The organism is Pseudoroseomonas cervicalis (assembly GCF_030818485.1).
In the GTDB taxonomy this organism is placed as follows: Bacteria; Pseudomonadota; Alphaproteobacteria; order Acetobacterales; family Acetobacteraceae; genus Pseudoroseomonas; species Pseudoroseomonas cervicalis_A.
Map to the genome: position 1 here is coordinate 3,164,241 of NZ_JAUTAJ010000004.1, position 16,694 is coordinate 3,180,934.

Consider the following 16,694-nt stretch of genomic DNA (forward strand, 5'->3'; position numbering starts at 1 on the left):
CCTGCTGGGGGAGTTTGAGGGGGCAAAGCCCCCTCAATCCGCAGTCCTAGCCTTCCCGCAGAATCTCCAGCAGCCGCTTCACCCGCGCTTCGGGCAGGGTGCGGATGCGCCCCGACAGGAGATTGGCCAGTTCCGTCGCCTCCGGCGACAGGCCGGAGGTGTCGATCGCCACGCGGGGGTGCGACAGCCGCGCCAGCCGCACCATCTCCTCCGCATCGTCCCAGATCAGGCCGAAGAACTCGTTCACCTGGTGCACCAGCCCGGCCGAGGGCCGGCCGCGCCGCCCATGCTCCAGCGCCGAGAGATAGGCGGCCGAGACATGCATCGCCGCCGCCAGCTCGGAGAGGGTGACGCCGCGCGCCTCGCGCAGCGCGCGCAGCCGGGCGCCGAAGGGCGTCATCGCGGCGCGCGGCGGCGGCGCAGCAGCAGATGCACCGCCCCCTGGTTCGGCGCCGGATGCGCCGCCCCCAGCACCAGCCCGCGCAGCTCCGGCGCGTTCAGCCAATGCGGCAGCTCCCGCTTCAGCACGCCGCCATCCGGCGCCGGCCCCTTGCCGGTGACGATGGCGACGCAGCGCAGCCCCTCCGCCTGGGCGCTGTGCAGGAAGCTGCGCACCGCCACCCAGGCATCCTGGGCCCGGCGGCCATGCAGGTCGAGCGTGCGCTCGGGGCGGGTGCGGCCGCGGCGGAGGTCCTTCCAGCGCGAATGGTCCAGCCCGCCGGGCTGCGCGCCGATATCGAGCGGCGGCGGCGCGGGCTTCGCGGCGGGCTTCACCGGCAGGGTGGGGGCTGGCGCCGGCAGGACGGGCACCGGGGGGGCAGGCTCCACCGGCGCAGCCGGCAGGCTCGGCAAGGCATGGCCCGGCAGGGGTTTGACCGTCTCGGCATAGGCGCGCCACAGCGCGCGCTCCTCCGGGGTCAGGCTTCGGCCTGGGCGACGCATGTACTGTCCTGCAAAAAAACCAGGGGGCTCCGCCCCCTGAACCCCCGGCAGGAACCTGAGGTTCCTGCACCTCCCATTAGTCAGTCGGGGGGCGCAGGTCTATTCCTCCTCGGCGGGCGTGCCCAGCGCGGCCAGCAGCGCGGCGCGCAAACTGGCCAGCTTGCGCTCATTCTCCACCTTCAGGCCGAACACGTCCTTCACATAGAAGACGTCGACGGCGCGCACGCCATAGGTGGTGATGTGGGCGGAGGCGATCTGCAGCCCCTGCTCGGAAATGGCGGCGGTCACGTCATGCAGCAGGCCAGGGCGGTCGCGGCCGTTCAGCTCGATCACCGTGTGGGTGTTGCTGGCGAAATTGTCGATCACCACCCGGCCCGGCACCTGCACGGCGCGCAGCCGCGCCGGTTCGCGGCGGACCTTGCGGATCTCCTGCACCAGATTCAGGCGGCCGGAGAGGGCCTGCTCGATCAGCACCGACAGCTTGGCCAGCTTGTGCGAGGCATCGAAGGCCCCGCCCGCCCCGCCCGGCTGCGCGTCCTGCACCCAGAAGGTGTCCAGCGCCATGCCATTGGTCATGGTGTGGATGCGGGCATCGACGATGGTCGCGCCCGCCACCGCCAGCGCGCCTGCGATGCGGCTGAACAGGCCGGGATGGTCGGAGCAGTAGACCGTGACCTCGGTCACCGCGCGGGCTTCCAGCACTCGGGTGGAGACCGAGAGCGGCGCGCCGGAGGCCTCGGCCTCGCGGATCATCGCCGCGTGGCGGGCATGGCTCTCCGGGTCGAAGGACAGCCAGTAGCCGGGATAGCCGAGGCCGAGGAAACGCTCGACCGCCTCGCGCGGCTGGTCGGCCATGATGGCGGCGGCCGCCTGCTTGGCGCGGGCCACGCGCACATCCCGCTCCGGCACCGACAGGCCGCCGGCGAGCACCTCGGCCACGCGCCAGTACAGCTCGCGCAGCAGGGTCGCCTTCCAGCCATTCCACACCTTGGGGCCGACGGCGCGCATGTCGGCGACGGTCAGCACCAGCAGCAGGCGCAGCCGCTCGGGCGATTGCACCACCTCGGCGATGTCGAGGATGGTCTTGGGGTCGTCGATGTCGCGCTTGAAGGCGGTCTGGCTGACCAGCAGATGGTTCAGCACGAGCCAGGAGACGGTCTCCGTCTCCTCCGGCGTCAGGCCGAGGCGGGGACAGACCTCCAGCGCGATGCCGGCGCCGAGCTCGGAATGGTCGCCGCCGCGGCCCTTGGCGATGTCGTGCAGCAGCAGCGCCACATGCAGCGCGCGCCGCGACTGCACCTGGCCCACCAGCTCGCTCGCCACCGGCGCGGCCTCGGCGAGTTCCCCCGCCTCCAGCTGGTTGAGCACGGCGATCGCCTCGATCGTGTGCTCCTCCACCGTGAAGACATGGTAGGTGTCGAACTGCATCAGGCCGACGATGCGGGCCCAGTCCGGGATGAAGCGGGAGAGGAAGCCGACCTCGTTCAGCACCCGGATCCAGCGCGCCGAATCGCGGCCGCAGAGCAGGTCCAGGAACAGCTCATTGGCTTCCGGGTCGCCGCGCAGCGCGGTGGCGCGCGGCGCGCTGCGGATCAGCGCGCGATGCGCCAGCGGGTGCAGCTCCAGCCCGCGGTCGCGCGCCGCGCGCACCAGGCGCAGCATGATGGCCGGCTCGTCCTCCACCACCCGGTCGGGGGCGAAGAGCAGCTTGCCATCGGCGATGGCGACGCCGGCCGCGACCAAAGCCGGGTCCGGCGCCCGCTGCACCGCCGGCAGGCCGAGCGTCGCGCGCTCGATCGCCGGCTCCAGCAGGCGGGACAGGCGGACCACGTCGCGCGCGGTGAGGAAGAGGTGCTTCATGAAGCGCTCCACCCCATCCTGCTTGCCATGGCGGGTGTAGCCCATGCGGGCGCCCACCACCGGCTGCAGGTCGAAGGTGAGCCGCTCCTCGGCGCGGCCGGTGACGTAGTGCAGGTGGAAGCGCACCGTCCACAGGAAGTCCCAGGCGCGCTTGAAGGCGCGCGCCTCGCGCGCCGTCAGCAGCCCGCCGCCGGGGCTGTCGGGCCCGACCAGCTCGGGCATGCGCTTCACCCCGAAGGCGTAGCGCGCCAGCCAGTACATGGTCTGGATGTCGCGCAGGCCGCCGCGGCCTTCCTTCAGATGCGGCTCGACCAGATAGGGGCTGTCGCCATAGCGGCGGTGGCGCGTGGTGCGCTCGGCCCGCTTGGCGGCCAGGAACTGGCCGATGCCCCAATCCTGCCGCGCCTGGGCGAAGGCCTCGTCGAAGCGGTCGAACAGCGCCGCCTCGCCGGCCAGGAAGCGGGCATCGAGCAGCGCGGTCTGGATGGTGGCGTCGCCGCGCGCATCCTCGAGGCATTCGCGGATGCTGCGGGTGGCGTGGCCGACCTTCAGCCCGAGATCCCAGAGCAGGTAGAGCATGAACTCCACCGCCCGCCGCCCGCGCGGGCCGAGCGGCCGCTCGGAGAGGAACAGCAAGTCGATATCGGAATAGGGCGCCAGCACGCCGCGGCCATAGCCGCCGGTGGCGGCCAGCACGAAGGGCGGCTCGCTGGTGCTGGCGAAGGGGTTGGCGCCGGGCTCGGCCTGCTCGGGCGCCACCTGGGCCAGGGTATAGGCGTGGATGGCGAAGATCAGCCCGTCGGTCAGCTCGCCCAGCATGCGCGCGGCGGTCAGGCCGGACAGCGCATGCGCCTCGAACGCCTCCTGCACCCGGTTCTGGATCCGCCCCAGCTGCCGGCGCAGCAGCATCAGCGCCTGGTCGCGCGGCACCGGCGCGCCGGGGCGGGGGATCAGGTCGAGGACAACGTCGGGCAAGGGCCGCAGCGCCCCGGCGGGCAGGGGCGCGGTGGCAAAGGCGTCAGGCAACTCGCCGGAGCTTCTCATTCGACGGATGTTATCCCGGCCGGGCCCGGGGCAACAGCTTCGTGAGCGCTTTTGTGCGCCGCGTTGCTGCCATGCAGCAATTTCAAGCGATAAAGCGCCTCCAGCGCCTCGCGCGGGGTCAGGCTGTCGGGGTCGATCGCCGCCAGCGCGTCGCGCAGCGCATCCTGTTCCACCTCCGGTTGCGGCGGGCTTTGCGAATCCGCAGCCCGGCCGCCGAACAGCGGCAGCTCCTCGGCCAGCGGCTCCAGCCCACGGGCGCGCGCCTCCAGCGCCGCCAGCACGGCGCTGGCGCGGGCGGTGACGCCGCGCGGCACGCCGGCCAGGCGCGCCACATGCAGCCCCCAGGATTTCTCCGCCGCCCCCGGCCCGACGCTGTGCTGGAACACCACCTCGCCGCGATGCTCGCGCACCTTCATCGTCGCCAGCTGCAGCTCGGGCAGTTTCGGCGCCAGCGCGGTCAGCTCGTGGAAATGCGTGGCGAAGATGGCGCGCGCGCGGATGCGGTCATGCAGCGCCTCCAGCACCGCCCAGGCGATGGCCAGGCCATCCCAGGTGGCGGTGCCGCGCCCGACCTCGTCCAGCACCACCAGGCTGCGCGGCGTCGCCTGGTTCAGGATCGCCGCCGTCTCGGTCATCTCGACCATGAAGGTGGAGCGGCCGCCGGCGATGTCGTCCGCCGCGCCGACGCGGGAGAACAGCCGGTCCACCAGCCCGAGCCGCGCCTGCTTCGCCGGCACGAACATCCCCGCCTGGGCCAGCACCACCATCAGCGCGTTCTGCCGCAGGAAGGTCGATTTGCCGGCCATGTTCGGCCCGGTCAGCAGGCAGAGCCGCTGGCCGGGGGAGAGATCGGCATCATTCGGCACGAAGGCGGGGCCGCGGCTGCGGGCCAGCGCCGCCTCCACCACCGGGTGGCGGCCCTGGCGGATGCGGAAATCCGGCCGCTCGGTCAGCTCCGGGCGGCACCAGCCGCCGCCGGCGGCCAGCTCGGCGGCGGCGGCGTGCAGGTCGATCTCGGCCATTGCCATCGCCGCCGCATCCACCTGCCGCGCCGCCTTCAGGCAGAGGCCGCGCAGATGGCGCACCACCAGCGCCTCGCGCTTCGCCGCCTGCTCGCCGGCGGCCGAGAGCTTGCGGTCCAGCTCGGCCAGCGCGGTGCAGGTGAAGCGATGCGCATTGGCCATGGTCTGGCGGTGGATCGGCGCCAGCGGGCCGCCCTCCAGCTGGGCCGGCTTCTCGCGCAGCAGCTTCTCGCCGGCCACCGCCGGCATCTCCGCCAGATAGCCGAATTGCTGGTGGTGGCGGATCTTGACGCTGGCCACCCCCCAGGCCTGGGCCAGCTCCGCCTGCATCGCCGCGATGGCGCCGCGCGCATCGTCGCGCAGCCGCTTCAGCGCATCCAGCTCCCCGTCATAGCCGGGGGCGACCAGGTTGCCATCCTCCAGCCGCGCCGGCAGCGCCTCGTTCAGCGCCCGCTCCAGCTCGGCGCGCGGCGAGCCCTGCGGCACCAGCGCCTCCCGCGCCTCCTCCAGCAGCGGGGGCAGGGGGGCGGCGGCCTCCAGCGCCTCGGCCATCGCCTCGGCCCGCGTCAGCCCCTCGCGCAGCGCGGCCAGGTCGCGCGGGGCGAAGCGGTCGAGGGCCAGCCGGGCGAGGGCGCGCGCCATGTCGGGCGCGCCCTTCAGCGCGCCGCGCAGCATCGCCCGCAGCGGCGCCGCCTGCAGCAGGAATTCCACCGCGTCATGCCGCGCGCCGATCGCGCCCGCATCGGTCAGCGGCGCGCCGAGGCGCGCGGCCAGCTCGCGGCAGCCGGCGGCCGTCAGCGTGCGGTCCACCGCCGTGAGCAGGCAGTTGCGGGTGTCGCCGCGCTCGCTGCGATGGATCTCCAGGCTGCGGCGCGTCGCCGCATCCATGCGCAGCACCTCGCGCCCGCCCTGCGGCTCGGGCGGGCGCAGCCGCGGCGCCGCCTCGCCCTGGGTCGCCCGCACATAATCCAGCGCCAGGCCGCAGGCGGCCAGCTCGGCGGCGGTGAAGCTGCCGAAACCGTCCACCCCGGCGACACCGTAGAACTCCGCCAGCCGCCGCGCCGGGTCGCGCGGCGCGTCGCGCTCCACCAGCGCCTCGCGCCAGGGGCTGAGCGCGGGCTGCGCCAGCAGGGCGGGCGGCACTAGGATCTCCGCCGGGTCGATGCGCGCCAGCAGCGAGGCGATCTCGGCCTGCGGCAGCGTCTCGGTGGCGAAGGCGCCGGTCGAGAGGTCGATCCAGGCCGCGCCCAGCTCGCCCTCCCCCTCGGCCAGCGCCAGCAGCCAGGCCGGGCGGGCGCCGTCCAGCAGCGCCTCCTCGGTCAGCGTGCCGGGGGTGACGAGGCGCACCACCTCCCGCCTTATGGTCGGCGCGCGGCGCGCCTTGGCCTGTTCCGGCGTCTCGCGCTGATCGCACAGCGCCACCCGGAAGCCGGCGCGGATCAGCCGGGCGAGATAATTCTCCACCGCATGCACCGGCACGCCGGCCATCGGCACGGGCCGGCCCTGATGCTCGCCGCGATGCGAGACGGCGAGCCCGAGCGCATCCCCGGCGCGGACCGCGTCGTCGAAGAACAGCTCGAAGAAATCGCCCATCCGGAAGAACACCAGCGCGTCCGGATGCGCCGCCTTGGCGGCGAACCACTGGGCCAGGGCAGGGGTGGCGCCTTCGGCGGAAGGCAGGGCAGGGCGGTTCATGCCCGGTTCCTAGAGCATGCCGGGCCGGCATGGAACGGCCCTGCGCGGGGGGCCTGGCTTGGCAGGGCGCGCCGCCCGGCGCAACCTGCGGCCCGAGACGTCAGGCGACAGGGAGTATCGTCACATGTTGCACCGCCGCAGCCTGCTGCAGGGGGGCGCCGCCGCGCTGCTCTCGGCCCCGCTGGCCAGCCGCCTTTCGGCCCCGGCCCTGGCGCAGGACAGCCGCGCCGCCACGCTGCGCTTCGTGCCGCAGGCCAATCTGAGCGCGCTGGACCCGGTCTGGACCACGGCGACGGTCACCACCAACCATGGCTACTACGTCTTCGACACGCTCTATGGCGTGGACGCGCAGGGCAGGCCGCAGCCGCAGATGGTCGAAGGCCATGAGCTGGCCGAGAATGGCACGCTGTGGCGCTTCCGCCTGCGCGAGGGGCTGAAATTCCACGATGGCAGCCCGGTGCGCGGCGTCGACGTCATCGCCAGCCTGAAGCGCTGGGCGGCGCGCGACACTTTCGGCCAGCTGCTGGCCAAGGTGGTGGCGGAATGGCAGGCCCCCGACGACCGCAGCTTCGCGCTGCGCCTGACGCGGCCCTTCCCGCTGCTGCTGGACGCGCTGGCCAAGCCCGACGCCAATGTCGCCTTCATCATGCCGGAGCGCCTGGCCGCCACCGACCCGACCCGCGGCATCACCGAGATGGTCGGCTCCGGCCCCTATCGCTTCCTGGCCAATGAGTTCAACACCGGCTCCCGCGCCGTCTACGAGAAGTTCGACGGCTACGTCCCGCGCAGCGAGCCGGCCGAGAACTCCGCCGGCGGAAAACTCGCGAAATTCCGCCGCATCGAGTGGCACATCATCCCCGACCCCTCCACCGCCGCGGCCGCGCTGAGCAATGGCGAGATCGACTGGTGGGAGCGGCCGCATCCGGACCTGCAATCCCTGCTGGCGCGCAGCCGCGACATCCAGCGCGTGGTGCAGGACACCTCCGGCCGGCTGGCGCTGATGCGGCTGAACTGCCTGCAGCCGCCCTTCAACGACGTCCGGGTGCGCCGCGCCGTGCGCCTGGCCGTCAACCAGGAGGACTATATGCGCGCCAGCCAGGGCGACGACACCTCGGCCTGGACCGACACGCGCAGCATCTTCCCGCGCCGCACCCCCTACTACCAGGACCATCCGGACCTGATGCCGGCCAGCCTGGACGCCGCCCGCAAGGCGCTGCAGGAATCGGGCTATTCCAACCAGAAGATCGTCATCATCAACCCGACCGACTTCCCGGATATCGGGCCGCTCGGCCAGGTGACGGCCGATCTGCTGCAGCGCGTCGGCTTCAATGTGGAACTGGCCGAGAGCGACTGGGGCACGGTGATCCAGCGCCGCAACTCGCGCGAGCCGGTGGAGCGCGGCGGCTGGAGCATCTTCCACACCACCGGCCCCGTCACCTTCTACGGCAACCCTGCCATGTCGCCGCTGGCGCGCGGCCAGGGCGCCTCGGGCTGGTTCGGCTGGTGGCAGAGCGAGCGCGCGGAACAGCTGGTCGACACCTGGCTCTACTCCCAGGACCAGGCCGAGCAGCAGCGCGTCGCCCATGAGCTGGGCCGGCTGGCGCTGGACGAGGTGGCGACCGTGCCGCTCGGCCAGTTCACCATCCGCACCGCGCTGCGCCGCAACCTGACCGGCCTGCTGACCGGCGCCGCCCCCTACCCCTGGGGCCTCTCTCGCGCCTGATTTTTTTTCAGGCTGCCGCCGTCGGGGGGTGAGGCGGGACGCTGCGGGGCAGCGTCCCGCCGGTGGGGAAGGGGAGGCCAGGCGCCTCCCGCCCCTGGCTTTCTTCGCCCGGCCCCGGGGCCGGGCCTTGCCCTGCCAGCGCCCCCCTCCCGAACACTGCCGCTGCCGCCCGGGCGGCCCGCGCCCCCGCCGCGCTGCGCGGCGTCGCGCGTGACCGGTCCCGCGCGCGCTGCCGCCGTCTCACTGGCAAAAAAGCCCGGGCCAGCTTGCCTTGGTCCCAGGGCCGGGCTCACCTTGCGGCGCACAACCGCCGCGAAGGGCCGCCCATGACCCCGCCCCGCCCGACCGCCCCCCGCCCGACCCTCGGCGGGGCGCCGGGCTGATGCATATCCCGCTGATCTCGCGCTGGTCGGTGCCCACGCAATGGGTGGCGCTGCTGGCGCTCTCCGCCCTGGTCGGCGGGCTGCTGGATCTGGCGGGCCTGCCCGCGGCGCTGCTGCTCGGCCCGATGCTGGCCGGCATCCTCTTCGGCATCCAGGGCGCCACCGCCCGCGTGCCGCCACTGCCCTTCCTCGGCGCCCAGGCGCTGATCGGCATGCTGATCGCCAATGCCGTCACCGCCGAGATCCTGGTGACGCTGGCCGCCGACTGGGCGGTCTTCCTCGGCATCATCCTCTCGACCATCGCCGCCTCCACTTTGCTCGGCTGGCTGATGAGCCGCTGGCGCCTGCTGCCCGGCACCACCGCCATCTGGGGCTCCTCGCCGGGTGCCGCCAATGCGATGACGCTGATGGCCGGCGCCTTCGGCGCCGATATCCGCCTCGTCGCCTTCATGCAGTATCTGCGCGTGGTCTTCGTCGCCGGCTTCGCCTCGCTGGTGGCGCAGTTCTGGGGCGCCGGCGCGGGCGAGCGCCCGCCGCATGACTGGTTCCCCGCTTTGCCGCTGCTGCCCTTTGCCGCGACGCTGGCGGTGGCCTTTGGCGGCGCGGCGCTGGGCCGCGCGCTGCGCTGGCCCGCCGCCTCGCTGCTGACGCCGATGCTGCTGGGCGCCGTGCTGCACGCCACCGGCCTGCTCACCATCGTGCTGCCGGAATGGCTGCTGGCGATCTGCTACGCGCTCGTCGGCTGGCGCATCGGGCTCGGCTTCACCCGCCCGATCATCCGTGCGGCCGCGCGCGCCTTCAGCCGCGTGGTGCTTTCCATCCTGGTGCTGCTGGGCTTCTGCGGCGGGCTGGCCGCGCTGCTGGTGGTCTGGCTCGGCATCGACCCGCTCACCGCCTATCTCGCCACCAGCCCGGGCGGCATCGACACCATCGCCATCATCGCCGCCGGCACGCCGGTCGACCTCTCCTTCATCATGGGGCTGCAGGTGGCGCGGCTGATCCTGGTGATCCTGCTGGCGCCGCCCATCGCGCGCTTCATGGCCCGCCGCGTGCCCCCCGATCCGGCCGCCTGACCCCGCCTCTTTCCGCACCTGCGAACCGGCTGTCTTCCGCCCGGCCGCGCCAGCCGACATAAAGGCCGACCGAGTACCGGAAAGAGAGTGCCATGGACGACGCGAAGAAACCTCCGATGGGCGATACCCGCACGGCCCGCATCACGGCCGAGGAGGCGCTCGCGCTGCATGCCGAGGGCAAGCCGGGCAAGCTGGAGATCCGGCTGACCAAGCCGCTGACCACGGCGCGCGACCTCAGCCTGGCCTATTCCCCGGGCGTCGCCGAGCCCTGCCTGCACATCCACCGCGACCCGTCGCTGGCCTATGACTACACGGCCAAGGGCAACATGGTCGCCGTCATCTCCAACGGCACCGCGGTGCTCGGCCTCGGCAATCTCGGCGCGCTGGCAGGCAAGCCGGTGATGGAGGGCAAGGCGGCGCTGTTCAAGCGCTTCGCCGATGTCGATTCGATCGACCTCTGCGTCTCCACCGAGGATGTGGACGAGTTCGTCAACGCCGTGCGCTATCTCGGCCCCTCCTTCGGCGGCATCAACCTGGAGGACATCAAGGCGCCGGAATGCTTCGTCATCGAGCAGCGCCTGCGCGAGCTGATGGACATCCCGGTCTTCCATGATGACCAGCACGGCACCGCCATCGTCGCCGCCGCCGGCCTGATCAATGCCTGCCACCTGACCGGGCGCGAACTCTCCGAGACGAAGCTGGTGATCAATGGCGCGGGCTCGGCGGCCATCGCCTGCGCCGAGCTGGTCAAGGCCATGGGCATGCGGCCCGAGAACATCCTGATGTGCGACACCAAGGGTGTGCTCTACCGTGGCCGCACGGAAGGCATGAACCAGTGGAAATCGGCGCATGCGGTCGCCACCGACCGCCGCAGCCTGGCCCAGGCGCTGGAGGGGGCGGACGCCTTCTTCGGCCTCTCGGTGAAGGGCGCCGTGACGGCGGACATGGTCCGCTCCATGGCCAAGAACCCCATCATCTTCGCCATGGCCAACCCCGATCCGGAGATCACCCCGGACGAGGCGCGCGCGGTGCGTGAGGATGTCATCATCGCCACCGGCCGGTCGGACTATCCGAACCAGGTCAACAACGTCCTCGGCTTCCCCTTCATCTTCCGCGGCGCGCTGGATGTGCGCGCCAGCACCATCAACGACGCGATGAAGATCGCGGCGGCCGAGGCGCTGGCCATGCTGGCGCGCGAGGATGTGCCGGAGGAGGTGGCGGGCGCCGGCGGCGGCTCCGGCCTGCGCTTCGGCCCCAACTACATCATCCCGCACGCCTTCGACCCGCGGCTGATCGCCCGCGTCTCCCCGGCCGTCGCCAGGGCCGCCATGGAATCGGGCGTGGCGCGCAAGCCGCTGCCCGACCTGAAGCGCTACGCCCGCACGCTGAGCGGCCGGCTGGACGCCGGCGCCAGCGCGCTGGAGGCGATCACCGAGCGGCTGCGCGCCAGCCCGCAGAAGGTCGTCTTCGCCGAGGGCGAGGAGGAGAAGGTGATCCGCGCCGCCATCGCCTTCCGCAATGCCGGCTACGGCACCCCCGTGCTGGTCGGGCGCGAGGACCGGGTGATGGCCAAGGTCGCGGCGCTGGGCATCCCGCTGCCCGAGGGCATCGAGATCCACAATGCCCGGCTGTCGGACAGCAACACCCGCTATGCCGAGTTCCTCTACCAGCGCCGCCAGCGCCAGGGCTTCCTGTTCCGCGACTGCCAGCGCCTGGTGAACCTGGACCGCAACACCTTCGCCGCCTGCATGGTGGCGATGGGCGATGCGGATGCCATGGTCTCGGGCTTCACCCGCTCCACCTCCGCGACCCTGGAGGGCGTGCTGAACGTCATCGACCCGGCGCCGGAGACGGTGCTGTTCGGCCTGTCGCTGATGCTCTCCCGCCGCGCCGGCACCGTGCTGGTGGCCGATACCGCGATCCATGAGCGCCCGGATGCGGCGACGCTGGCCTCCATCGCCCGGCAATCGGCGGCGGAAGCGCGCAAGCTGGGGCTGACCCCGCGCGTCGCCTTCCTCTCCTTCTCCACCTTCGGCGATCCGGGCGGCACCATCACCGGCCCGGTGCGCGAGGCGGTGAAGCGCCTCGACGCCGAGGGGACGGATTTCGAGTATGACGGCGAAATGGCCGCCGATGTGGCGCTGAACCCGCAGCTGCGGGCGCTCTACCCGTTCTGCCGCCTGACCGGGCCGGCCAATGTGCTGGTCATGCCGGGGCTGCACGCGGCCCATATCCTGACCAAGGCGGTGCCGCTGCTGACCAGCGCCACCACCATCGGGCCGCTGCTGGTCGGCATGTCCAAGCCGGTGCAGATCGTCAACATGGGCAGCAGCGTCAGCCAGATCCTGGACATGGCCTGCTTCGCCGGGCACGCGGCGATCGCGCGCTGACAGCAAGGCCAGGGGCTCTGCCCCTGGACCCCGCCGGGGGGACAGGGTCCCCCCGGACCCCGCCTTCAGTGGGGCCGCGCCAGCGGCACCGCCCCACCCGACCCACAACCGGGTGCCGCGTCCCGCTTCTCAACGCGACGGCGGCAGCCCGAAAAAAAATCACTCGGCGAGGCCGAGGGATTGGAGGTAGGCGGCGCCGGCGGGCACCTCGGCCGAGTCGCGCAGCTCCAGGATCAGCCGCGGCCTGCTCTGCACCGTCGCCAGCGCGGCGAACACCGAATGCCAGCCGATACTGCCCTGGCCCGGCCGCCAATGCCGGTCGGCATGGCCATCCGTGTCCTGCAGATGCACATGCTCCAAGGCCTGGCCGGCCAGCAGCACATGGAAATCGACCGGCGCCGCGCCAGTGCTGACATGCGCGTAATGCGCATGCCCGGTGTCGAGCGACACCTTCACCGACGGGCTGTTGAAGGAGGCGGCCAGCGCGATGCGGTCGCGCGGATCCTTGTCCTCGATATTCTCGATCACCAGCGTGCAGCCGATCGCCTCGGCCCGCGCCACCACCTCGCGCAGCGTCTGATGCACCCGCTCCACCAGCTGCTCCCGCGCGCCGGGGAAGGCGTCCAGGTTGTTGTGGTCCCAGGTGGTGTAGGGGGAATGGACGACCATCTGGGTCGCGCCCAGCGCCTCGCACGCCTCCAGCCCCTGCAGCAGGCGGCGGCGCACCACGGCGCGGATCTCCGGGTCGTGGCTGTCGATCTTGAAGCCCCAGAAGGGCCCATGCAGCCCGACCCGGCCGGTATGCCCGTCCAGCAGCGCGCGCAGCCGCTCGGCCTGCGGGCGCCAATCGCCATCCAGCACCTCGGCCTTGTGGAAATCCTGGATCTCCAGGTCGCGCTGCCGGTCGAGGATCCAGTCCCGGTGGCGGGTCAGCCCGTTGATGGTCAGCGCGGCCCCGAGGACCGGCTTGGCGCCTTGGCTCATTCTGCGTCTCTCTTGCACTGCCTCTGGCGGGGCGGTGTCTGCCCTGCCGGGCGGCCCGCTTACGCGCCTGAGGCTGCGGGGCCGTGACAGGGCGGCGACAGACGCGTGACGATACGGTGCGGAAGAGAGCCGCCTAATCCTCCGGCTTGTGGCAGACGAAGCAGAGCTTGTTGCCATCCGGGTCGTGCACATAGGCGCCATAGTAGTTGGGGTGGTATTGCGGTCGCAGCCCGGGCGGCCCGTCGCAGCGCCCGCCCTGCTGCAGCGCCAGCTCGTGGCAGCGCCGCACCGCCGCGCGGTCCGGCGCCAGCAGCGCCAGCATCATGCCATTGCCGGGATGTGGCGGCCCGCCATCGAAGGGCGGCGTGATGAACAGCAGCGGCCGCTCCTGCTCCCCGGCCTGCCAGGCCGCCTGGCCCGCCGCCGCGTCGCGGAAGCGCAAGGAGAGGCCGAGCGGCGCCAGCACGCTGTCATAGAAGGCGAAGGCGCGGGCGCCATCGGAAATGCCGAGGCTGACATGCGAGATCATGCCGCCAGCATGCCATGCCGGCCGCGCGGGTGCCCAGCGCGGCGCAGGCCGCGCGGTGGCTCAGGGTGCGGCGGCGACCGCGCCGATGGCTCAGTCCGTGGCGGAGGCCACGCGGTGGCTCAGTCCGTGGCGCAGGCCGCGCGGGGGCTCAGCTCGCGGCGCAGGCCGCGCGGGGGCTCAGCTCGCGGCGCAGGCCGCGCCCCGTGGCACAGCCTGCGCCGGGTGCCTCGCTCCGCCTCAGCCGCGGCGGGCGATCGCCGCCTCGACCGTGTTCTCCAGCAGGCAGGCGATGGTCATCGGCCCGACCCCGCCCGGCACCGGCGTGATCGCGGCCGCGCGCTGGCTGGCGCCGGCGAATTCGACATCGCCGACCAGCCCGCCATTGGCCAGCCGGTTGATGCCGACATCGATCACCGTGGCCCCCTCGGCGATCCAGTCGCCCTTCACCATCTCCGGCCGCCCCACGGCGGCGACCAGGATCTCGGCGCGCCGGCATTCGCTGGCGAGGTCGCGGGTGCGCGAATGCACCACCGTCACCGTGGCGTCGGCGGCCAGCAGCAGCGCGGCCATCGGCTTGCCGACGATGTTGGAGCGCCCCAGCACCACCGCCCGCGCGCCCGCGATGGCGGTGCCGGCGGCGGCCAGCAGATGCATCACACCCTTGGGCGTGCAGGGCACCAGCCCCTTCTGCCCGGTGGCCAGCCGCCCGGCATTGACGGCGTGGAACCCGTCCACATCCTTGGCGGGGTCGATCGCCTCCAATACCAGCTCGGCGCGGATCTGCTTCGGCAGCGGCAGCTGCACCAGGATGCCATCCACCGCCGGGTCGGCATTCAGCTGCCGCACCAGCTCCAGCAGCGCGGCCTCGCTGGTCTCCTCCGGCAGCTGGATGGTGGCGCTGTCCAGCCCCGCCTGCTGCGCCGCGCGGTCCTTGTTGCGGACATAGACGCCGCTCGCCGGATCCTCGCCCACGCGCACGACGCGCAGGCCCGGCGTATAGGGCAGGGCCTTCACGCGCTCGGCGATGCGGGCGCGCAGCGTGGCGGCCACCGCCTTGCCGTCGATGATGCTGGCCGTCATGCCAGTCCCTCCAGAGTTTCGTGCAGACGGGCGCTGTCGCCCAGGATGCGGCAGGTCTTTTCGCGCGAGGTCGCGCCCTGCACCACCGTTATGGCGGAAGGGGGGACATGCAGCGCCCCGGCCAGCAGGGCGCAGATCGCCTTGTTGGCCCGCCCATCCTCCGGCGCCTCATGCACCGCGAGCTTCAGCCGCGGCCCGTCCGGCGCGGCGATCCAGCCCTGCAGCCCGGCGCGGCGGGCCTTGGGCTGCGCCTTCACGCGCAGCTCCACGCCGCCTTCCACCGCGCGCCAGCCGCCGCGCATGCTCTGGGCTCAGCCGGCCACCAGCGGCCAGAGCGTCGTCCACAGGAAGATGCGGAAGGCGTAGAGCAGCAGGATCAGGATCATCGGCGAGATGTCGATGCCGCCCAGATTGGGCAGGAAGCGGCGAATCGGCCGCAGCGCGGGCTCGGTGATCCGGTACAGGAAATCGCCCACCGCCCAGACGAAGCGGTTGCGGGTGTCGAGCACGTTGAACGCCACCAGCAGGCTGAACACCGCCGCGATGATCAGGGCCCAGACATAGAGCCCGACCGCCTGATCGACGAACCAGAACACCGCGTACATCGCCATCCCCTTCTCGTGAGGCCCTCAGATACGCAGCCCGGAGGATTGCGGCAAGGACCGCTTGACTTGTCCTGCGACCTCGGGGATAAGCCCGCCACCAGCGAGTGTGGGGCTGTAGCTCAGTTGGGAGAGCGCGTCGTTCGCAATGACGAGGTCAGGGGTTCGATTCCCCTCAGCTCCACCACCCCGCGGTTCTGAAAGAAAAAAACCGGCCTTCGGGCCGGTTTTTTCATGCCCGGGCGCCGGCCCGGCTCACATCCGCCGCAGCCAGATCTCCTCCACCGCATGGCCCGCGCCCTTGCGCAGCACCAGCCGCGCCCGCTCCCGCGTCGGCAGGATGTTCTCGTGCAGGTTGCGCAGATTGATCTCGCGCCAGATGCGCTGCGCGACCGCCACCGCCTCGGCCTCCGGCAAATCCTTGTAGCGGTGGAAATAGGAGCGCGGCTGCTGGAAGGCGGTCCGCTGCAGCAGCAGGAAGCGCTGCACATACCACTCGGCGATGTCCGCCTCCGCCGCATCCACATAGACCGAGAAATCGAAGAAGTCGGAGGCCAGCAGCGGCGCGCCCGGCGCCGCCTGCAGCACGTTCAGCCCCTCGAAGATCAGGATGTCCGGCCGCCGCACCACCTGCTTCTGGCCGGGGATGATGTCATAGGTCAGGTGCGAATAGACCGGCGCGCCCACCTCCGCCTCCCCCGCCTTCACGGCGCTGAGGAAGGCGATCATCCGCCGCAGATCGTAGCTCTCGGGGAAGCCCTTGCGCTGCATCAGCCCGCGCGCTTCCAGCTCCCGGGTCGGGTAGAGGAAGCCATCCGTCGTCACCAGCGCCACGCTGGGATGGTCCGGCCAGCGCGCCAGGATCGCCTGCAGCACGCGGGCGAAGGTGCTCTTGCCCACCGCCACGCTGCCGGCGATGCCGATGATATAGGGCGGCGGCGCCACCTGCCGCCCCAGGAAGGTGTCCTGCACCACGCCGAGCCCGCGCGCCGCCGCCACCTGCAGGTTCAGCAGCCGCGACAAGGGCAGGAAGATCTCCGCCACCTCGTCCAGCGACAGCCGGTCGGTCAGGCCGCGCAGCCCCTCCAGATCCTCGGCCGAGAGCGACAGCGGCGTGTTGGCGCGCAGCGCCGCCCATTCGGCGCGCGGGAAGATCCGGTAGGCCTGCGGCCCGGCCGCGGCGCGGCGCTTGCGCAGGCTGGGGGCAGGGGCATCGGGCAGGGCCGGGAGGCTGGCAGGGGACATGGGGCGTTTCCTCGTGGCCCGATCGTCGAGACGTTTGCACCGAACTTGGCACCGCTTTGCTGCGTTGCGAAGGGGGGCTGGAATCGGCCCGGTTCCCGCGCGAGGATCGCGGCAACGATCCA

The 16,694-nt window shown here is 72.2% G+C and carries 13 protein-coding genes and 1 tRNA gene; 4 read left to right on the plus strand and 10 right to left on the minus strand.

Features of this window, described 5'->3' with window-relative positions; translation table 11 throughout:
* Positions 1–46 precede the first annotated feature (46 nt).
* The 4 genes from QE401_RS18730 to mutS all read right to left on the minus strand — a co-directional run bounded on the left by QE401_RS18730 (position 47) and on the right by mutS (position 6,563).
* Positions 47–400, minus strand: a complete 354-nt coding sequence (locus QE401_RS18730) for a helix-turn-helix domain-containing protein (RefSeq protein ID WP_271136440.1) — start codon at positions 398–400, stop codon at positions 47–49.
* The gene (locus QE401_RS18735) at positions 397–942 is read right to left on the minus strand and encodes a Smr/MutS family protein (protein ID WP_307139645.1); all 546 of its coding nucleotides are present in this window, start codon (positions 940–942) and stop codon (positions 397–399) included. The genes QE401_RS18730 and QE401_RS18735 overlap by 4 nt, the downstream gene beginning before the upstream one ends.
* Before the next feature lie 99 nt (positions 943–1,041).
* The gene (locus QE401_RS18740; RefSeq protein ID WP_307139646.1) at positions 1,042–3,846 is read right to left on the minus strand and encodes a [protein-PII] uridylyltransferase; all 2,805 of its coding nucleotides are present in this window, start codon (positions 3,844–3,846) and stop codon (positions 1,042–1,044) included.
* Positions 3,843–6,563 carry a DNA mismatch repair protein MutS gene (gene mutS / locus QE401_RS18745; protein ID WP_307139647.1) on the minus strand — a complete coding sequence of 907 codons (2,721 nt, stop codon included), beginning with the start codon at positions 6,561–6,563 and terminating at the stop codon, positions 3,843–3,845. Before mutS ends, QE401_RS18740 begins: the two co-directional genes overlap by 4 nt.
* A gap of 124 nt (positions 6,564–6,687) precedes the next feature.
* Here mutS and QE401_RS18750 point away from each other — a divergent pair, with 124 nt between their 5' ends.
* The 3 genes from QE401_RS18750 (at position 6,688) to QE401_RS18760 (ending at position 12,132) form a co-directional block, all read left to right on the plus strand.
* Entirely contained in the window at positions 6,688–8,286 is a 1,599-nt protein-coding gene (locus QE401_RS18750) for an ABC transporter substrate-binding protein (RefSeq protein WP_307139648.1), read from the plus strand.
* A 382-nt stretch (positions 8,287–8,668) separates the two neighbouring features.
* On the plus strand, positions 8,669–9,742 hold the full coding sequence (locus tag QE401_RS18755; RefSeq protein WP_307139649.1) for an AbrB family transcriptional regulator: 1,074 nt from the start codon (positions 8,669–8,671) through the stop codon (positions 9,740–9,742).
* 92 nt (positions 9,743–9,834) lie between these two features.
* Positions 9,835–12,132, plus strand: a complete 2,298-nt coding sequence (locus QE401_RS18760; protein WP_373461462.1) for an NADP-dependent malic enzyme — start codon at positions 9,835–9,837, stop codon at positions 12,130–12,132.
* Between the two features lie 159 nt (positions 12,133–12,291).
* On the opposite strand, the gene QE401_RS18765 is transcribed toward QE401_RS18760, so the two are convergent.
* From QE401_RS18765 to QE401_RS18785, 5 genes are all read right to left on the minus strand, one after another.
* The gene (locus QE401_RS18765; RefSeq protein ID WP_307139651.1) at positions 12,292–13,116 is read right to left on the minus strand and encodes a sugar phosphate isomerase/epimerase family protein; all 825 of its coding nucleotides are present in this window, start codon (positions 13,114–13,116) and stop codon (positions 12,292–12,294) included.
* A 133-nt stretch (positions 13,117–13,249) separates the two neighbouring features.
* On the minus strand, positions 13,250–13,645 hold the full coding sequence (locus QE401_RS18770; protein ID WP_307139652.1) for a VOC family protein: 396 nt from the start codon (positions 13,643–13,645) through the stop codon (positions 13,250–13,252).
* 237 nt (positions 13,646–13,882) lie between these two features.
* Entirely contained in the window at positions 13,883–14,725 is an 843-nt protein-coding gene (gene folD, locus QE401_RS18775) for a bifunctional methylenetetrahydrofolate dehydrogenase/methenyltetrahydrofolate cyclohydrolase FolD (RefSeq protein WP_307139653.1), read from the minus strand.
* On the minus strand, positions 14,722–15,027 hold the full coding sequence (locus tag QE401_RS18780; RefSeq protein WP_007004325.1) for a DUF167 domain-containing protein: 306 nt from the start codon (positions 15,025–15,027) through the stop codon (positions 14,722–14,724). The genes folD and QE401_RS18780 overlap by 4 nt, the downstream gene beginning before the upstream one ends.
* A gap of 9 nt (positions 15,028–15,036) precedes the next feature.
* Positions 15,037–15,336: a YggT family protein gene (locus QE401_RS18785; protein WP_475638092.1), complete on the minus strand. Its 300-nt coding sequence runs from the start codon at positions 15,334–15,336 to the stop codon at positions 15,037–15,039.
* 102 nt (positions 15,337–15,438) lie between these two features.
* On the opposite strand from QE401_RS18785, the gene QE401_RS18790 reads away from it, so the two are divergent.
* Positions 15,439–15,514 (plus strand) — tRNA-Ala (locus QE401_RS18790).
* A 68-nt stretch (positions 15,515–15,582) separates the two neighbouring features.
* Here QE401_RS18790 and coaA read toward each other — a convergent pair.
* On the minus strand, positions 15,583–16,572 hold the full coding sequence (coaA, locus tag QE401_RS18795) for a type I pantothenate kinase (protein WP_307139654.1): 990 nt from the start codon (positions 16,570–16,572) through the stop codon (positions 15,583–15,585).
* Between the last annotated feature and the right edge of the window lie 122 nt (positions 16,573–16,694).